19 protein-coding genes and 2 pseudogenes are annotated in these 13,714 nt (G+C 57.4%); 10 read left to right on the top strand and 11 right to left on the bottom strand.

Going from position 1 to position 13,714, the window contains the following annotated elements:
- Positions 1 to 73 precede the first annotated feature (73 nt).
- Positions 74 to 439 carry an SdpI family protein gene (locus J2S45_RS06620; RefSeq protein ID WP_307634906.1) on the top strand — a complete coding sequence of 122 codons (366 nt, stop codon included), beginning with the start codon at positions 74 to 76 and terminating at the stop codon, positions 437 to 439.
- A 566-nt stretch (positions 440 to 1,005) separates the two neighbouring features.
- The gene (locus tag J2S45_RS06615) at positions 1,006 to 2,343 is read left to right on the top strand and encodes an RNA-binding domain-containing protein (protein WP_300047718.1); all 1,338 of its coding nucleotides are present in this window, start codon (positions 1,006 to 1,008) and stop codon (positions 2,341 to 2,343) included.
- A 256-nt stretch (positions 2,344 to 2,599) separates the two neighbouring features.
- On the opposite strand, the gene J2S45_RS06610 is transcribed toward J2S45_RS06615, so the two are convergent.
- Both J2S45_RS06610 and J2S45_RS06605 read right to left on the bottom strand, forming a co-directional pair.
- Positions 2,600 to 3,346: an alpha/beta fold hydrolase gene (locus J2S45_RS06610; protein ID WP_407702477.1), complete on the bottom strand. Its 747-nt coding sequence runs from the start codon at positions 3,344 to 3,346 to the stop codon at positions 2,600 to 2,602.
- On the bottom strand, positions 3,343 to 3,612 hold the full coding sequence (locus J2S45_RS06605) for an IS3 family transposase (protein ID WP_307634905.1): 270 nt from the start codon (positions 3,610 to 3,612) through the stop codon (positions 3,343 to 3,345). The genes J2S45_RS06610 and J2S45_RS06605 overlap by 4 nt, the downstream gene beginning before the upstream one ends.
- Before the next feature lie 334 nt (positions 3,613 to 3,946).
- On the opposite strand from J2S45_RS06605, the gene J2S45_RS06600 reads away from it, so the two are divergent.
- Both J2S45_RS06600 and J2S45_RS06595 read left to right on the top strand, forming a co-directional pair.
- On the top strand, positions 3,947 to 4,192 hold the full coding sequence (locus J2S45_RS06600) for a type II toxin-antitoxin system prevent-host-death family antitoxin (protein WP_270975286.1): 246 nt from the start codon (positions 3,947 to 3,949) through the stop codon (positions 4,190 to 4,192).
- A gap of 3 nt (positions 4,193 to 4,195) precedes the next feature.
- Complete coding sequence (locus J2S45_RS06595) at positions 4,196 to 4,456, top strand: type II toxin-antitoxin system RelE family toxin (RefSeq protein WP_307634904.1); 261 nt, start codon at positions 4,196 to 4,198, stop codon at positions 4,454 to 4,456.
- 217 nt (positions 4,457 to 4,673) lie between these two features.
- Here the strand turns inward: J2S45_RS06595 and J2S45_RS06590 are convergent, their stop codons facing one another.
- The 3 genes from J2S45_RS06590 to J2S45_RS11130 form a co-directional block, all read right to left on the bottom strand.
- Positions 4,674 to 4,964, bottom strand: coding sequence for a type II toxin-antitoxin system RelE family toxin (locus J2S45_RS06590; protein ID WP_307634903.1), 291 nt, complete (start codon positions 4,962 to 4,964; stop codon positions 4,674 to 4,676).
- A gap of 163 nt (positions 4,965 to 5,127) precedes the next feature.
- Positions 5,128 to 5,346 carry a hypothetical protein gene (locus tag J2S45_RS06585; protein WP_307634902.1) on the bottom strand — a complete coding sequence of 73 codons (219 nt, stop codon included), beginning with the start codon at positions 5,344 to 5,346 and terminating at the stop codon, positions 5,128 to 5,130.
- Positions 5,250 to 5,567, bottom strand: coding sequence for a class I SAM-dependent methyltransferase (locus J2S45_RS11130; protein ID WP_407702505.1), 318 nt, complete (start codon positions 5,565 to 5,567; stop codon positions 5,250 to 5,252). Before J2S45_RS11130 ends, J2S45_RS06585 begins: the two co-directional genes overlap by 97 nt.
- A 384-nt stretch (positions 5,568 to 5,951) precedes the next feature.
- Between J2S45_RS11130 and J2S45_RS06580 the strand changes: the two genes are divergently transcribed.
- Positions 5,952 to 6,326, top strand: coding sequence for a recombinase family protein (locus tag J2S45_RS06580; RefSeq protein ID WP_307634901.1), 375 nt, complete (start codon positions 5,952 to 5,954; stop codon positions 6,324 to 6,326).
- Positions 6,327 to 6,342: 16 nt separating this feature from the next.
- A complete protein-coding gene (locus J2S45_RS06575; protein WP_307634900.1) occupies positions 6,343 to 6,687 on the top strand; it encodes a hypothetical protein in 345 nt (114 codons plus the stop codon).
- A gap of 93 nt (positions 6,688 to 6,780) precedes the next feature.
- On the opposite strand, the gene J2S45_RS06570 is transcribed toward J2S45_RS06575, so the two are convergent.
- From J2S45_RS06570 to J2S45_RS06560, 3 genes and pseudogenes are all read right to left on the bottom strand, one after another.
- The gene (locus J2S45_RS06570; protein ID WP_307634899.1) at positions 6,781 to 7,041 is read right to left on the bottom strand and encodes a Txe/YoeB family addiction module toxin; all 261 of its coding nucleotides are present in this window, start codon (positions 7,039 to 7,041) and stop codon (positions 6,781 to 6,783) included.
- Positions 7,042 to 7,044: 3 nt separating this feature from the next.
- Entirely contained in the window at positions 7,045 to 7,299 is a 255-nt protein-coding gene (locus tag J2S45_RS06565) for a type II toxin-antitoxin system Phd/YefM family antitoxin (protein ID WP_296931185.1), read from the bottom strand.
- Positions 7,300 to 7,462: 163 nt separating this feature from the next.
- Positions 7,463 to 8,266 (bottom strand): annotated as a pseudogene (locus J2S45_RS06560) (IS481 family transposase); the annotation flags it as partial.
- A gap of 37 nt (positions 8,267 to 8,303) precedes the next feature.
- Here J2S45_RS06560 and J2S45_RS06555 point away from each other — a divergent pair.
- The 3 genes from J2S45_RS06555 to J2S45_RS06545 all read left to right on the top strand — a co-directional run bounded on the left by J2S45_RS06555 (position 8,304) and on the right by J2S45_RS06545 (position 10,389).
- Entirely contained in the window at positions 8,304 to 8,585 is a 282-nt protein-coding gene (locus J2S45_RS06555) for a type II toxin-antitoxin system RelE family toxin (protein ID WP_307634898.1), read from the top strand.
- A 9-nt stretch (positions 8,586 to 8,594) separates the two neighbouring features.
- Positions 8,595 to 9,341 carry a carbon-nitrogen hydrolase family protein gene (locus J2S45_RS06550; protein WP_307634897.1) on the top strand — a complete coding sequence of 249 codons (747 nt, stop codon included), beginning with the start codon at positions 8,595 to 8,597 and terminating at the stop codon, positions 9,339 to 9,341.
- Between the two features lie 805 nt (positions 9,342 to 10,146).
- Positions 10,147 to 10,389 (top strand): hypothetical protein, encoded by a 243-nt coding sequence (locus J2S45_RS06545; protein WP_307634896.1) that lies wholly within the window; start codon positions 10,147 to 10,149, stop codon positions 10,387 to 10,389.
- On the opposite strand, the gene J2S45_RS06540 is transcribed toward J2S45_RS06545, so the two are convergent.
- The 3 genes and pseudogenes from J2S45_RS06540 to J2S45_RS06530 all read right to left on the bottom strand — a co-directional run bounded on the left by J2S45_RS06540 (position 10,374) and on the right by J2S45_RS06530 (position 12,462).
- On the bottom strand, positions 10,374 to 10,676 hold the full coding sequence (locus J2S45_RS06540) for a hypothetical protein (RefSeq protein WP_307634895.1): 303 nt from the start codon (positions 10,674 to 10,676) through the stop codon (positions 10,374 to 10,376). The two genes, J2S45_RS06545 and J2S45_RS06540, sit on opposite strands and share 16 nt — an antisense overlap.
- Before the next feature lie 171 nt (positions 10,677 to 10,847).
- Positions 10,848 to 11,129, bottom strand: a pseudogene (locus J2S45_RS06535) (IS256 family transposase); the annotation flags it as partial.
- 250 nt (positions 11,130 to 11,379) lie between these two features.
- Entirely contained in the window at positions 11,380 to 12,462 is a 1,083-nt protein-coding gene (locus J2S45_RS06530) for a glutathione S-transferase family protein (protein ID WP_307634894.1), read from the bottom strand.
- Between the two features lie 101 nt (positions 12,463 to 12,563).
- Between J2S45_RS06530 and J2S45_RS06525 the strand changes: the two genes are divergently transcribed.
- Positions 12,564 to 13,640, top strand: a complete 1,077-nt coding sequence (locus J2S45_RS06525; RefSeq protein WP_300048173.1) for an aldo/keto reductase — start codon at positions 12,564 to 12,566, stop codon at positions 13,638 to 13,640.
- Positions 13,641 to 13,714: the final 74 nt, after the last annotated feature.

The raw sequence follows: 13,714 nt of genomic DNA, 5'->3' as shown, positions 1-13,714 counted from the left end.
AGCGGCACTTGTTGTGTTCACGCCGATCCTAGGTTTTATGGTGACGCGCGCAACCTTAGCGAACCTAGTGCCAATGCATCACGACGTCACAGGCAAAGTAGACCGCTACGGTTCACCAAACGAGATGTGGATTGCGATCGCCCTATTTGCTCTAATTGCACTCGGCGCGCTCCTTATTACGCGCTGGCCAGGCTCCACCAACACTATGATCGAGCCGCGAAGCGAGGAAGGCTGGCAAGCGTATTACCGGGCGACACGCTGGGCGATGGTGGCATTTTCAGTATTGATGACGGCACTAAACTGGGCGTTCATTGGATCTACGGCATGGGGTTGGCCAATCTGGCTCACATGGGTGATTGTTGGTGCCGTGATGGCAGTTGTGGTGGTGCTACCGTTGCGGGCGCGAAACATCGCCAAAGCGAGCAGCCACGAGACCTAATCCGCGATATGCTGCTGGCCATCTATTTGCCCAGCTCACACCCAACAATTTCGCGTAACCCCGATTTAGGAGCAAGCGAACATTTTTGGAGCAATGCGGCACGCCAGAAACCTTGAAACGGCCTTTGACCTGCGGTTTCATGTCGAACAGCTTGTGTTCAACCCACTTCCTCAGCCTCGGAGATACTCGCGCCTGCGGTACTTCTCTCGGTCTTCGTCGTGGTTATCTAGCTGCTGAAGATGATACAAAGCGGCGGACGTGACGGCGATGGACGGAGTGGGCTTTTCGCTTGATAACAAGCCAAATCCTTCTTTTAAGAACGCTTGCCGAGGCTCTTGAGAACGACGGCTATTCGAGTGAAGCACGGAGACCCGCAGGCGACTGAGGGAATCTTGGCGCACGCTCTCCTGCTGAAATGTGCTGCCGCGAAATTGTTACCCCTGCCGCGAAAAGGTTGCTCCACTCCCCAGGCTTCGAGCCTAAGTGACATACGTAGTGACATTCCGTAGTGACAAAAATGTCACTACGGAATAGACTGGTGTCACTTAGCGGCAATGGAGGCGAGAATGAATCTGGGTATTGAAACCGAAACTCTGGAGTTCAAGAAGAGCACCTCCGAGCTGAAAGAAGCCTGCATTTCTATCGCTGCAATGCTCAACAAACATGGTGTAGGAACGGTGTATTTCGGTGTGAAACCAGATGGCACTGTCGGTGGCCAGGACGTCACCGAAGAAACACTGCGCAAGGTCTCCCGCGCTATCAGCCAGACTATTAAGCCACAGATCTACCCAACCGTCACGAAACTTGAACTCGACAAACGCACTGTAATCAAGGTCGAGGCAAACGGCACGGACACCCCCTACTCGGCTGGGGACAAGTATTATCTGCGAACAGCCGATGAAGACCGACCCGTCACACCATCCGCCCTCCGAAATTTCTTCAACAAACAAGCCGTGAAAGATTCGTGGGAGGAAACTGATTCCGGCACGCCGGTCACCAACATTAATGCCGAGTCGTTTCACAGATTTCTGAACGAGGCGAGAGAAACTGGCAGGCTCCCAGAAACCCCCGAATCAGACTCAGAGCTGCTCACTCATCTTGGCCTCACCACCGGCGCTAACCTCAATAACGCCGGTAATCTCCTGTTCGGCACCGGCAAACCAGTCACCTTGCAGATGGCCATTTTTGCCACACCGGAGAAGATTACTTTCCTAGACATCCAACGCTCCGAGGCCAATATCTATACGCTCCTTGATGTTGCCGAGCAATACGTGCTGAAGAACATTCACTGGCGCGCACGGATTGACCGGGGCACGCGGGAAGAAATACCAGAGATACCTGCCGCAGCAATACGCGAGATTATCGCAAACAGTTTCGCTCACGCAGACTACCGTATGCACAAGCCATCTCACGAGATTTGCGTTTATCCCGATCGTGTGACTGTACTAAACCCCGGATCATTCGCAAGTAATCACACACCACAACAGTATGTGGACGAATCACTTCCAGCCATGCCGCGCAACCCACTCATAGCGAAAACCCTGTATCTCGGGCATCGCATCGAACAATTTGGCTCAGGTCTCAAACGCGTCGCAGCGCTATGCAACGATGCAGACGTTACTTATAGTTTTGACGACTACGAGACGAGCTTTATGGTGACGCTGGAGCGTCGTAGTGACAAAAAAGTCACTACAGATGTCACTACGGATGTCACTTTGAGCAGCACCGAGACGGCAGTGCTTGCCCTGCTCACGCAAAACCCGCGTCAAACACGCCAGGAAATGGCTGACAAAATCTCGAAAACCACCCGCACAGTACAACGAGCCCTCAACACCCTCACCGCGAAGGGCTACATTCGCCGCGAAGGATCCCGAGCAACACCAACTTGGAAAGTACTGGAATAGATTTCTTCTACCAGAACAATAGAAAGTCATACGCCACTGACAAACACGCATGCAAGCATTCGTGGACGGTTTCTGCTGTTTATCCACCTTCCGGACAGGCGAATGCTTCCTCACACGCGGATTCCAGACAGCAACATCGATAGGCACCTTGCGACCGAGCTTCTTTGCTTCAGCGCCAGCGAGGCTCTCGAAACGGGCTGACCATTCTGGGTGATGATGCCACGGTTCATACCGGGGCGCCGCGAACTCGTTATCGTCACTCGCCCGAAAGGGAGCGGTTGAGCGCCTCGATAAACTCTTTGATCAGGCGATTGACGACCCCGGGTTGGTCGGTGTTGGCATTGTGGCCGGCACCTTTGATCCAATTCAGTGGGATGCCAGTTTTCGCGTGCCACGCCCGATTATACCGTCGCGTCGAACCTGCGCGGTCTTTTTCTCCACAGATCAACAAGGCGGGACAGTCGATTCGGTAGGGCAAGTCCGCCTCTATCGCTTCGGCGAGGATGCGATAACCGTGCCCCATCAGGCGCGCGTAACCAGCCGGGTCGGGGTCGTAAGCGAGCATCATTTCGCGCATTAAGGCGCGTCCCAGCGCCGTGGTGGCAACGCCGTTTGACCCGTGACTCAGGAGGAGACGCCAGGGGTAAAGGCGATAAATCGGCTCCATACGTTTTAGCAACCACAATTCCGCCGAAGTCATGTAAGCACGACCCAGCGGGGCCGAATCAATCGACACGAACCCGGCGAGCGATCCGGCAAACTGTTGAAGATAAGATTGTGCCACGTAACCACCCATCGACTGACCAACCAAAACTGGACGGCCAAAGCCTTCCCGATCAAGGATTTCGCGCAACCAACGCGCCTTGTCAGCAAGGGAAAACGTGAGGTCAAAAGGCCTTGAGGCTGCGTGACCTGGTGCGTCCCAAACCAGCGTTGAAGCGTGCTGAGTTTTGTTCCGCTGGGCTTGCCCGCTAGTTGTTGACGGTTTCGTTGTGTAGTTCACGCTGCTATGTTCATTGCGGCGTGGAGTTCGTATTCGACCGGGTTTTGGTATCCGATCGCTGAATGGATGCGTTTGTGGTTATAGAATCCCTCGATCCATGTGGAGACGCCTTCGTAGACCTCTTCATGGATACGGAAGGCGTGGCGGTAGTAGTACTCGACTTTCAACGTCGCCCAAAATGAGGGCTTCGCCTCTCCGCAGATTTCTCCACCGGAAACGCTGGTGTAATAAGAGCGATGGAAATAATAGACGGGCGTCGCAATCAATGGTCGATCTTCCCCGGTTTAGAACCCTTAAGTAGTATTTGGGGCCAATTGATCACCTCCCGAAGTTTTTGCGAAGTGGACTAGCCCATTAACGTCGGCGCACCCACCTAGCCGTTGCGTGCATCCGCCTAGAGCATTGTATCAAAATGAACGTCTAGGTAACCATTTGTGCTCGACTTTTGATACAAAGAATCGAGTGCGATCTGAACCTCTCGGGTTCCGCGTTTTACCTGGTATTTCGCGGGATTCGAGGGGTTCAGCGTTTCACGGGTGTTTTGGTTTTCGCCCGGGTTCGAGCTTTCCATACAACTTGTACATGATGTATGATTGGGTCATGACTAGTGCAACTCTTTCAGAGTTTCGGCAGAACCAAAGTGGTTTTATTGCCACAGCTCAACGTGAACCGGTTGAGTTGACATCTCGTGGTGCCCAGCGTCGTGCAGTGGTCGTGTCTCCAGAGTTCTATGATCGCGCTGTTGCGGCACTTGAGGACCTTGAGGATATTCGTGCTGCTGCACGTGCTCGGAGTGAAGAAACGGTGTCTCACGAAGAACTTATGGCGGAACTTGGGTTGGTATAGAGGATGCCCGAATATTCGGTCTCCTATTCGCGTTCGGCGGCCAAGAGTTTTCGATCTTTCCACCCTCAGGTTCAGCGTCGCCTCAAAGAAGCAATCGAAGCCCTGGCTTGCGATCCTTATCCGTCCGGGTCAATAAAGATACTCGGTGGTGAGGGCGAACGCCGCATTCGCGTCGGTGACTATCGGATCATTTACGACGTCGACGACGGTCGGTTGCTCATTCTCGTGCTCTCTGTTGGGCATCGGCGAGAGGTTTACCGGTAGGAGATTCCTACGCGGATCGTTTTGGCATCGGTGCAACATTAGGTAGATCTCCGTTCGATTCTCGAGCGCGACGGCGATACGCTCGGCCTGGTGCTGCGGTGTGTATCGCGTGCCACTTAGGAAAGCGATCTGAGCCCTTTGGGCACTGCGTTTTACTTTTTCGCGGGATTCGAGGGGGCGGTGACATCTTAACGGTCGATTCCAGTGGGCGATTGGCTCACGACCGGTAGGTTTTGTCGCGCCGGCCAACGGAAGAGATTTCAATGGTGACGACGTCGTGATGAATGAGCGCGAGAATTCGGTAGGATCCAACCCGGTATTGCCATTCGCCTGAGTGGTTGGCGGTCAGTGGTTTTCCGAGAGCTTGCGGATTGGTGTATCCATCGAGATTGTTCTTGATCCAGGTGGCAAGTATGAGCGCGTCAAACCGATCCATAGTCTTCAGCTGTTTGCGGGCTTTGGAGCTCAGTTCGACTCGGTGCCTTGTGGGTGAGTCGTTGAGACTCATAGCTCGTCAAGAACGTCGTCAATGCTGAATCTTTGTCCGCCGTCGGACGGATTGCCTCGCGAAGCTCCCCTCGAGTGGCACGTCTGCGAGCAGGCAGAGGATAGTTTAGTTGAGATCGTGATGGGTTTAGTGGCCCGCCACCTATATGGAAACCGTGCGTCAGTTAAGCCGGTGTGTCAATGGCTTTTCGAGCCACAACGACCATCAATGGCTGGTCGCGACCACCAGTAAAGGCTTCTCCTGACCAATTCTGGTAAGTGCTCACTTGTGTGAGTCCAGCCGTCGTCAGATCCGCAAGGATTTGTTCGTGGCTGCGAAACTGCAGTTCTTGGTCGAATTCGGCAGCATGGCCGTCGTCGAGCCACTCGTTTCTGACGCGCATGACGACGGTCCCATTCCATCGGGACCATCGATCGAACAAGACTCCAGCAGCCTGCCATCCTCGGTCAAACGCTCCGTGCCCTCGACCCACGTTACGGCGCCTCCGCCAGGACGGGATCGCGCGAACTCGAGCGCCTCTTTCGACGGGTCGATGCCGATGACGTCGCGTCCCGGCTCAGCGAGCGTAATGGTCAAGATTCCGGCGCCACATCCAAGGCCCACCACCCGTTGTGCCCGGATATCACGTACGAGCCCGCGGAAGAAGTCGTGGTCTGGACCGTCGGGGTGTCGGCGTCGTATAGGCGGATAAGTTGAGGATCGCTGTATGGCATACGGACATCCTAGTGGGCGCGGCTACCTCATTCCTTGAGAGCGACCGAAATGGCCGAACACGTACTAAACCATCCGGAGCACTGCCACGACAGCCGCGCCTAAAATCACGACCGCGAGGAACGGAAGTCGCAAGTAGCATCCGACGACGGCGATGGCTACCGGCTCGCGTGCAGGTAGGCGCGGCCACAGCAATCCAACGAAGGCGGCCACCGCAGTCCGTCGAGTTCCCATTGTAGCGGGTCAATGGTCTGACCAAAGAACGCTCCGACGAGTGTGAAGAGTTTCCACAGCGGGAAGACGTCGATTCCTGTTACCCAAAAGCCGGTTACTCGCTCATTCGGCTCCGTCTGCGACATCGCTACAGCCGTCGACTCACTAACCACGGTGCGTCAGCAAAACATCCACACCTTCGACTCCGAAGGCGAGAACGGTGGCCTGGTGATCGACGAAACCCAAGCTCCAGTCGTGCGTCGCACGGATGCCGACTTCCGCGCGGGGCTAACCCCATCCCAAATCGCTTGGGACCTCACTGGTGACGGCATCCCCACCCCGATGGGCAAGAATCACTGGTTAATCTCGACCATCAACTCGATCCTGCGCAACCAAATACAAAGGCGACGCCCTCCTGCAGAAAACTGTCACCACTGACTTCCTGACCAAGATAGTGAAGAAGAACGAAGGCGAAGTGCCCCAGTATTACGTCACCGGCCACCACGAGCCCATCCTCGAAACCACCGTGCTGAACACCGAGAGCCTGCAAGCCCAACCAACCACGTTGACGAAGGAACTTGAAGAAACCATCGTCCTGATCGATCAGCTCATCGAGACCGCTAAAAGGATGTTGGGCCCGACCCCCGTGTCCACTTTCTGGGGGTCCGGCCCGTTGTCGGGCAATGCTGAGCGAGCGACGGATGCGCTGCGATCAGAAACGAACCCGCGAGCGCGCACTCTTCTGGCAGAAGCCCATGCCCGAATTAGACGCTTCAAGCTCACCAATCAAGGCTTTTGAAGCGTTGATTGAAGAGTTGATCGACTCCACACTAATTGCTCTCAGGCGATGTCAGGAAGAGTAGGGCTTTCAGGGGTAGCTGGTCGAACAGCGCTAACGACCGTAATGATATCGGCACACGGCGATGCGAATTTCGTTACCAACGATCTTGTAAACGAGACGATGCTCATCAGTAATTCTTCTCGACCAATAGCCAGCTAGTCCGTGTTTCAGAGCTTCGGGTTTTCCGATGCCTTCATTGCCGTTCCGGACGATGTCTTTGATGAGTGAGTTGATTCGCTTGAGGGTTTTGCGGTCCTCGGTTTGCCACCAGAGGTAATCCTCCCATGCTCGCTCATCCCACACGAGGATCATGTTTCAGTCCTCAATGAGGTCGTGCTGGGTTCCGTGGCCCTGCTCCAAGTTTTCGATCGCGTCAAGGAGTCGGCGGGCATTGGCAGGGGAGCGCAGAAGGTAGGCTGTCTCCCGGAGTGATTCATATTCGGCAAGTGAGACAATCACGACGGGCTCATGGCCCGCACGCGTGATGATCATTTCTTCTCGGTTGTCAACAACGTCATCAAGCACCTGGGCGTAGTTTGCTCGTGACTCGGTATAGCTCATTGTCCTCATAGTAAGCCTCCTGTACGGAAAACTGTACGGGGGTTGTGTGGCTGTGTCAATGCCGTCCCTAGTGACAAATATGCTCCATTAGCGAGAAGGTCACATGGGGACACTGTGCTTGATACGCCCGGACACGCTCCTCGTCACTTCGATACGCCTGAGCGTAAGTCTATTCGGCGACTAGGGTGCGGTTAAACCGTTCCACTTTCCCGTTTGTCTGCGGCCGGTATGATCTCGTCCGGCGATGCTTCACCATAGGCCCGAGTGCATCCCTGAATGCGGTTGGCCGGTAACACGACCCGTTATCAGTCATCACCGCGTGGACAGTGATCCCGGCGTGAGCAAAAAACTGCTGAGCGCGGGACCAAAACCCGGCAGCAGTGTCTGTCTGCGCATCGTCAAGAATCTCGGAGTACACCAGCCGGGAATAGTCATCGATCGCGTGATGAAGGTAGGCATACCCGCCCGCATGGCCACTCGCACGCGTGTTCTGCCTCCCTTGGAAACGCACGACGACACGATGCCCACCACCGTCAGGGATACGACCGAGCTTTTTGATATCAGCATGCACCAACTCTCCCGGGAACGTTTTCTCATACCGGTGCGCCATACTCCTCCGCACGGGCAGCCCGGTTACCTGGTCGAGGTGGTGGAGTAACGGCATCCGGTACCGCTGAAGAACACGGCCGACCGTTGCACGTGGGATCCCCAGGTGGTAACTGATCCGGTGCAGCCCCCAACGGCGGGTGAAACGCAGCGCGATAATCCGCCGCTCGCGACGCTGGGCGAGGCGGGTTGGGGTTGTGCGAGGACGGGAGGAGCGGTCGTGCAGGCTGTGCCCGTGTCGGTACCGGTTAGCCCATTTCGATGGCGTCGCAGGAGGCACTTGGAATCTCTCGGCCTCGCGGCGGATCGGCCAGCCCTGATCAACAATGCAGGTGACAAGGTGACGACGCCCCTCGGCGGTTAAGGCCAGGTGGCGCGGGTTGGTTCAGGGCTAGTAGGGGCTTCTAGTGGCCAGGATTGGATGCTCGCACGGTCTTGCGGTTAAGGCCAATTCGCGTTTGGCAGCCAAAAGTTTTCGATCTTTCTATCCCCAGGTTCAACGTCGCCTGAAGGAGGTGATCGAAACCCTAGCTTCCGATCCTTACCCGGTCGAATCTGCCAGAATTATCGATGGTGAGGGCGAACGCCGCATTTGCGTCGGTGACTATCGGATCATCTACGACGTTGATAACGGCTGGTTGATAATTCTTGCGCTCACAGTAGGGCATCGTCGAGAGATATACCGCTAGGAGATTGTTGTGAGGATCGTGCTGGCAGCTGTTCGATCTGAGGTAGACGTCCGGTTGAATGTCGAGCGCTTGAGCTCTCTGTGTGAACGATACTCGGGCTCTGCGGATCTCATCGTGTTGCCGGAGGCGTACATGCAGGGCTTTGACGCAATTACAGACGATCCGATCCGGGATCTCTCAGTCGGTATCGAGCGGGATGGTCCGGAGATATTGGCGATCCAGAGTTTATGCGCTCAGTTTTCAATCGCGATTTGTCTACCTTTTATCGAGCGCGACGGTGATGTCCTCTATTCGAGTGTCATCGTGTTCGATGGCGACGGGCACCAATTGGCTCTCTACCGACGTATGTCGCCGGGCTGGCGTGACCCGGAAGTCGTATCGGGACCCTACGCTGAGGGAACGGCACCATCGAGATTCGAACTAAAGAATCAAGGGTTTGTCCTCGCTCTGTGTGGTGATGTGTGGGAGAGGCCAGAAGTCTTCGCGGAATGTGCTGAGTCTACGGATATTTTGTTGTGGCCCCTGTATGTGACTTTCCCACCCGAACTCTGGTATGACGATGAAGTCGTCTACTATGCGAAGCAATCTGCTCTCATCGCAGATCGTGCACTCGTGGTCAACGCTGTGAGTGGCTCAGAATCATCCCCATCTGACAGCAGAGCGCATGGAGGGGCGGTATCCGTCATCGCGGGGAGTATCGAGCAAGCCCTGCCCATGGGTGATGAGGGGTGCTTGATTGTCGATATCGTTAGATGAGAGGCGGTTGCTATCCGGTGCATGCGACGGCGTGGCGTTTGAGCCGTCGAGTCAAGGTGTGGTTGCTGGAGGAGACACGTAGTGATGGTGTACACGCGCGCCAACACGAAGCCTCCTTTGGGTTGAAATTGCATCCACCCATCGTCTGAGTGCGCCCACCCGCCATGGTTGTGCACCCACAAGAGCCTTGTATCAAAATGAACGTCTAAGTAACGATGTGATCTCCCTCGACACTGTTCCTGTGTCGAGGGACATTTTGTTTTTGGTGTGGGGCGTGGGCTTAGGCTTAGGCCTATAGGACAGGTGGGGGAAAGACCGGTGGTGGTAAGCCACGGCTTCGCTGGCGGGCTTCTCCGCGATCGAAGCCCGCGTGATCGCCTGGTTTGCCGGTGAAACCCCAGCCTTAAGGCTTTCGAGGAAGGCGTAGGCATGTATTGCGAGACCGCGAGCAGAATGGTCGGCGTCCCCGCCTAAAAACATGGAGGCAACTTCGGGCGGGGACAGAAAGAAACAATCGCGGTGCTCGCCTGTGGCTACCAGGGCGGGGTTGGTGCGTTGAAAGCCATGGGTGCCCTGCGCATGGGGCTCGCCGAGCCAGAACTCCAGTCGTTGGTGGATGCATGACGGGCAGCCAACCTCAACATCGTCGACCTTTGGGCTGATATCAACGCCGCCGCCATTGAGGTCATCTCCACCCGGCAGCCTGCCTGTGTTGGGTCACTCACCTTCCGCGTTGAGCCCGGAATCCAGCGTAGAGTTCGGAATCTTCTTCGTCGAGCCCCCATCCGGGCGCAGGCTCGCGTATGTGAAACCGAGACCGGGGGAGAACCGGCTTGGTGGCACTTCCATCCTCTACGACGGCACGAGTACCGGACCGAAACGGGTCACGCTGGAGATACTTGGTGGCAAGCTCACCGAGATCGTCGTCGAAACCATTAGCGCTAGCGTCGAGGAAACCTGTGGCCTCATGGCCACCGCACCCGACCGGGCCGCAAGGTTGCAGCTATCGGCGGATCTGTATGTGCGCGGTACTTACCATGAGGACTGAATTTCTGCTTCGTAGCGAGCGATTGCATCTTCGTGGCGGATCGTCTCGGTTGCCACGATCTCGACCTCGTGGTTCGTGAAGGTCTGGTCAAACAGCCCCCGTCCACGCAGGCTCGCTTCGTCTGCGGTGGGTGCGTCGACGTAGAAGATCGCAGTCGTCGGAGTCTTACGGTCGGCGTCGTGCCAGTAATAGAACTCAGAAATGGTGTCCAGGACTGTATCGATCTCATCCTCGGTCAGGTTGGGGCGGGCGATGAAATCAATAATGACGTGCCACATGTCAGTCACGCTTTCTACGACTCTCCCCGAAAGGAAAGATCACAACTTTACCACACGCAGATCACGTAGGGAAAGCGTGATTGAAGTGTCCTGGGCTTTGCCTTCCACCAACACGATGCTCCATTGGGTGTACCCCAGATGGGGAGCTTGTCAAGTTTGTTGTGTATGAAGGGGGTTGTTTTATAGGTAGGGGTTCATGCGGTCGGGGTAGGCCGCGGCTAGTTGGGCCAGGGCCTGTTTCCAGTTCGTTGTCACCTGCCCTTCGATCAGTCGGCCAGCGCCTTTACGCTCTGCGGCGGCTTTGCCTTTGTCTTTGGCCCACCGGCGGGCCCGGGTATCCTCAATATCGCAAATGGCTAGCCACAACAGCTTGACCACTGCCTCATCGGTAGGGAACTGAGAGCGATTCTTCGTCACCTTACGCAGCTGGTAGCTGGGTGACTCGATAGCGTTAGTCGTGTAGAACCTTGCGCAGCAAGCTAGCACTGACACCACGCTTGGGTGCAATCTGCTCCCGAGTGTCTAAGCCAGATAGCTGCTTTGATTGCGTGCGCAATTCCCGGTTTCGAGGACGCACAGACGCTGCGGTTGACAGTTTTCCGTCTGTTCTTGTCCGCGAGTCACACGGGCGGTCCCATGCCCGAGCCCGTGATCGGCATACTCGCGTCGGCTCTGAGCCCTCTTTTACGAAAGCAGGGGAGCCCGACGTCGATCAGGCCGGATACAGCGGATTGTGGCCGGAAGACACGCGTTCGGCGTCGCGAACGGGCCCCGGAGCGGTGCCTTCGCCCCATGGCGAATCGGACAGCGCCTCGCGCCCGTGCGGCTCCAGCCAACCGGTGAGGTCGGGCCCGGCGGGTACGATCCGGGTGGGGTTGATGTCGGAATGGACGATGTAGTAGTGCTCCTTGATCTGCTGGAAGTCGATAGTGTCGCCAAAGCCGGGGGTCTGAAAGAGGTCACGGGCGTAGGCCCACAGGACCGGCATCTCCGTGAGCTTGTTACGGTTGGCCTTGAAATGGCCGTGGTAGACGGCGTCGAAGCGGACAAGCGTGGTAAACAGGCGCACGTCGGCCTCGGTGATATGGTCGCCCATGAGGTAGCGGCGCGTGGCAAGTCGTTCTTCGAGCCAGTCGAGCGCGTCGAACAGGCGCGTGTAGGCCGCTTCGTAGTGCGCCTGGGAGCCGGCGAAACCGCAACGATACACGCCGTTGTTGACCTCGGTAAAGACGCGCCGCATCACGGCTTCCATTTCTTCGCGCTGGTCTTCGGGCCACAGGCGCGGTGCGCCCGGGCGGTGGTAATCCACCCACTCGGATGAGAAGTCGCGGGTGATCTGGTCGAAGTCATTGGTGACTAGTTTGCCGCTCGTCACGTCGACGATCGCGGGCACGGTAATGCCGAGATCGTAGTCCGGGTCGAGTGCGAGATAGGCCTCCTGGAGGCGTTCGTAGCCAAGCACGGGGTCTTTCCCGTCGGGATCGAGGTCGAAGGTCCAGGACCGCGCGTCGTGGGTAGGGCCAGGCATTCCCACGGACAGCACGTCCTCAAGGCCGAGTAGGCGGCGCACGATCAGCGTCCGGTTTGCCCACGGGCATGCGCGCGCTGCGATGAGGCGATAACGGCCGGGCTCGACCTTGAAGCCGGAGCGTCCGTCGCGGGTAATTCGGGTGGTGACGTAGCGCATGTCGCGCTCGTAGGACTGGCCGGCGTTGACGTAGGTGGGGAGGCGGTCGTCGTGGGGTGCGTCAGCGGCAAGACCATCGCGGGTAGTTGAATCTTCATTGAAAATCATGTCTGTAGCATAGGCGAGCCTCCCGTAAGGGTCAATCGTTGCCGACGGCGAAAACCGCCCAGCTCACTGCCACCCCGCCACGGGCATGAGATAATCGAGGCATGGTAGCAAGAAACTTTCAGCCCTCCGATGACATGTGGTTTCCCTCCTCAACCCGCCACTCCGACGTGCCGATCGTGAGGTGCGGTAGGTCGGGCCTGCAGATCTCCCGCATCGCCCTCGGCCTGTGGCACAACTTTGGCGACGATCGCCCCTTCCAAACCCAACGCGACATCATTCGCACCGCCTTCGACCGAGGCGTCAACCACTTCGACCTCGCCAACAATTACGGCCCGCCGGCCGGCTCCGCGGAGGAGAACTTCGGGCGGATCGTCGCCAAGGATCTGCGCCCGTTCCGTCACGAGATGGTGATCTCCACGAAGGCCGGATGGAACATGTGGCCTGGCCCCACGGGCTTCGGCGGTTCGCGCGCCTACCTGCTGGGCTCGCTCGACGAGTCTCTCACCCGGATGGGCCTAGATTACGTGGATATCTTCTATCACCACCGCCCCGACCCCGACGTCCCGCTCGAGGAGACGATGCTCGCGTTGCACGACGCCGTTCGCAGCGGCAAGGCCCGGTACGCGGGCATTTCCTCGTACTCGGCTGCCGCCACACAGCAGGCGCAGGCGATCATGCGAGAGCTTGGAACCCCGCTCGTCATTCATCAGCCCTCCTACTCGATGCTTAACCGGTGGGTGGAGGACGGCGAGCCGTCGCTCCTCGCAGCCGCCGCGGAGGCCGGCATGGGGGTGATTGCGTTCTCGCCGCTGGCGCAGGGGATGCTGACGAACAAGTATTTGAACGGTGTGCCGGAGGGCTCGCGGCTGGCAGCCGGAAAGGTTGCGGAGGACTACTTCACCGACGAGGTGCTCGCCCACGTGCGCGCCCTGAACGAGATCGCGGCCGGGCGTGGGCAGACGCTCGCGCAGATGGCCATCGCCTGGATCCTTCGCGACCAGGGGGAGAAGACCGTGACGACAGCGCTGGTGGGGGCCTCTTCGGTGGCGCAACTGGAAGACTCGTTGGGCGCGGTGGATAATCTGGATTTCACCGACGACGAGCTTTCCGCCATCGACGTCCACGCCGTGGAGTCGGGTATCAACCAGTGGTGGGGCGCGACCGCCACACGGCTGTAGGCTGGCTCCAGTAGAAGCCGCCCGCGGGCAAGCGGTCCGTGCGCGAACAGCTACGCGTCGAGCCGTGCCGGGCC

Source organism: Trueperella abortisuis (genome assembly GCF_030811095.1).
In the GTDB taxonomy this organism is placed as follows: domain Bacteria; phylum Actinomycetota; class Actinomycetes; order Actinomycetales; family Actinomycetaceae; genus Trueperella; species Trueperella abortisuis.
This window is presented reverse-complemented; position numbering and strand designations above follow the sequence as displayed.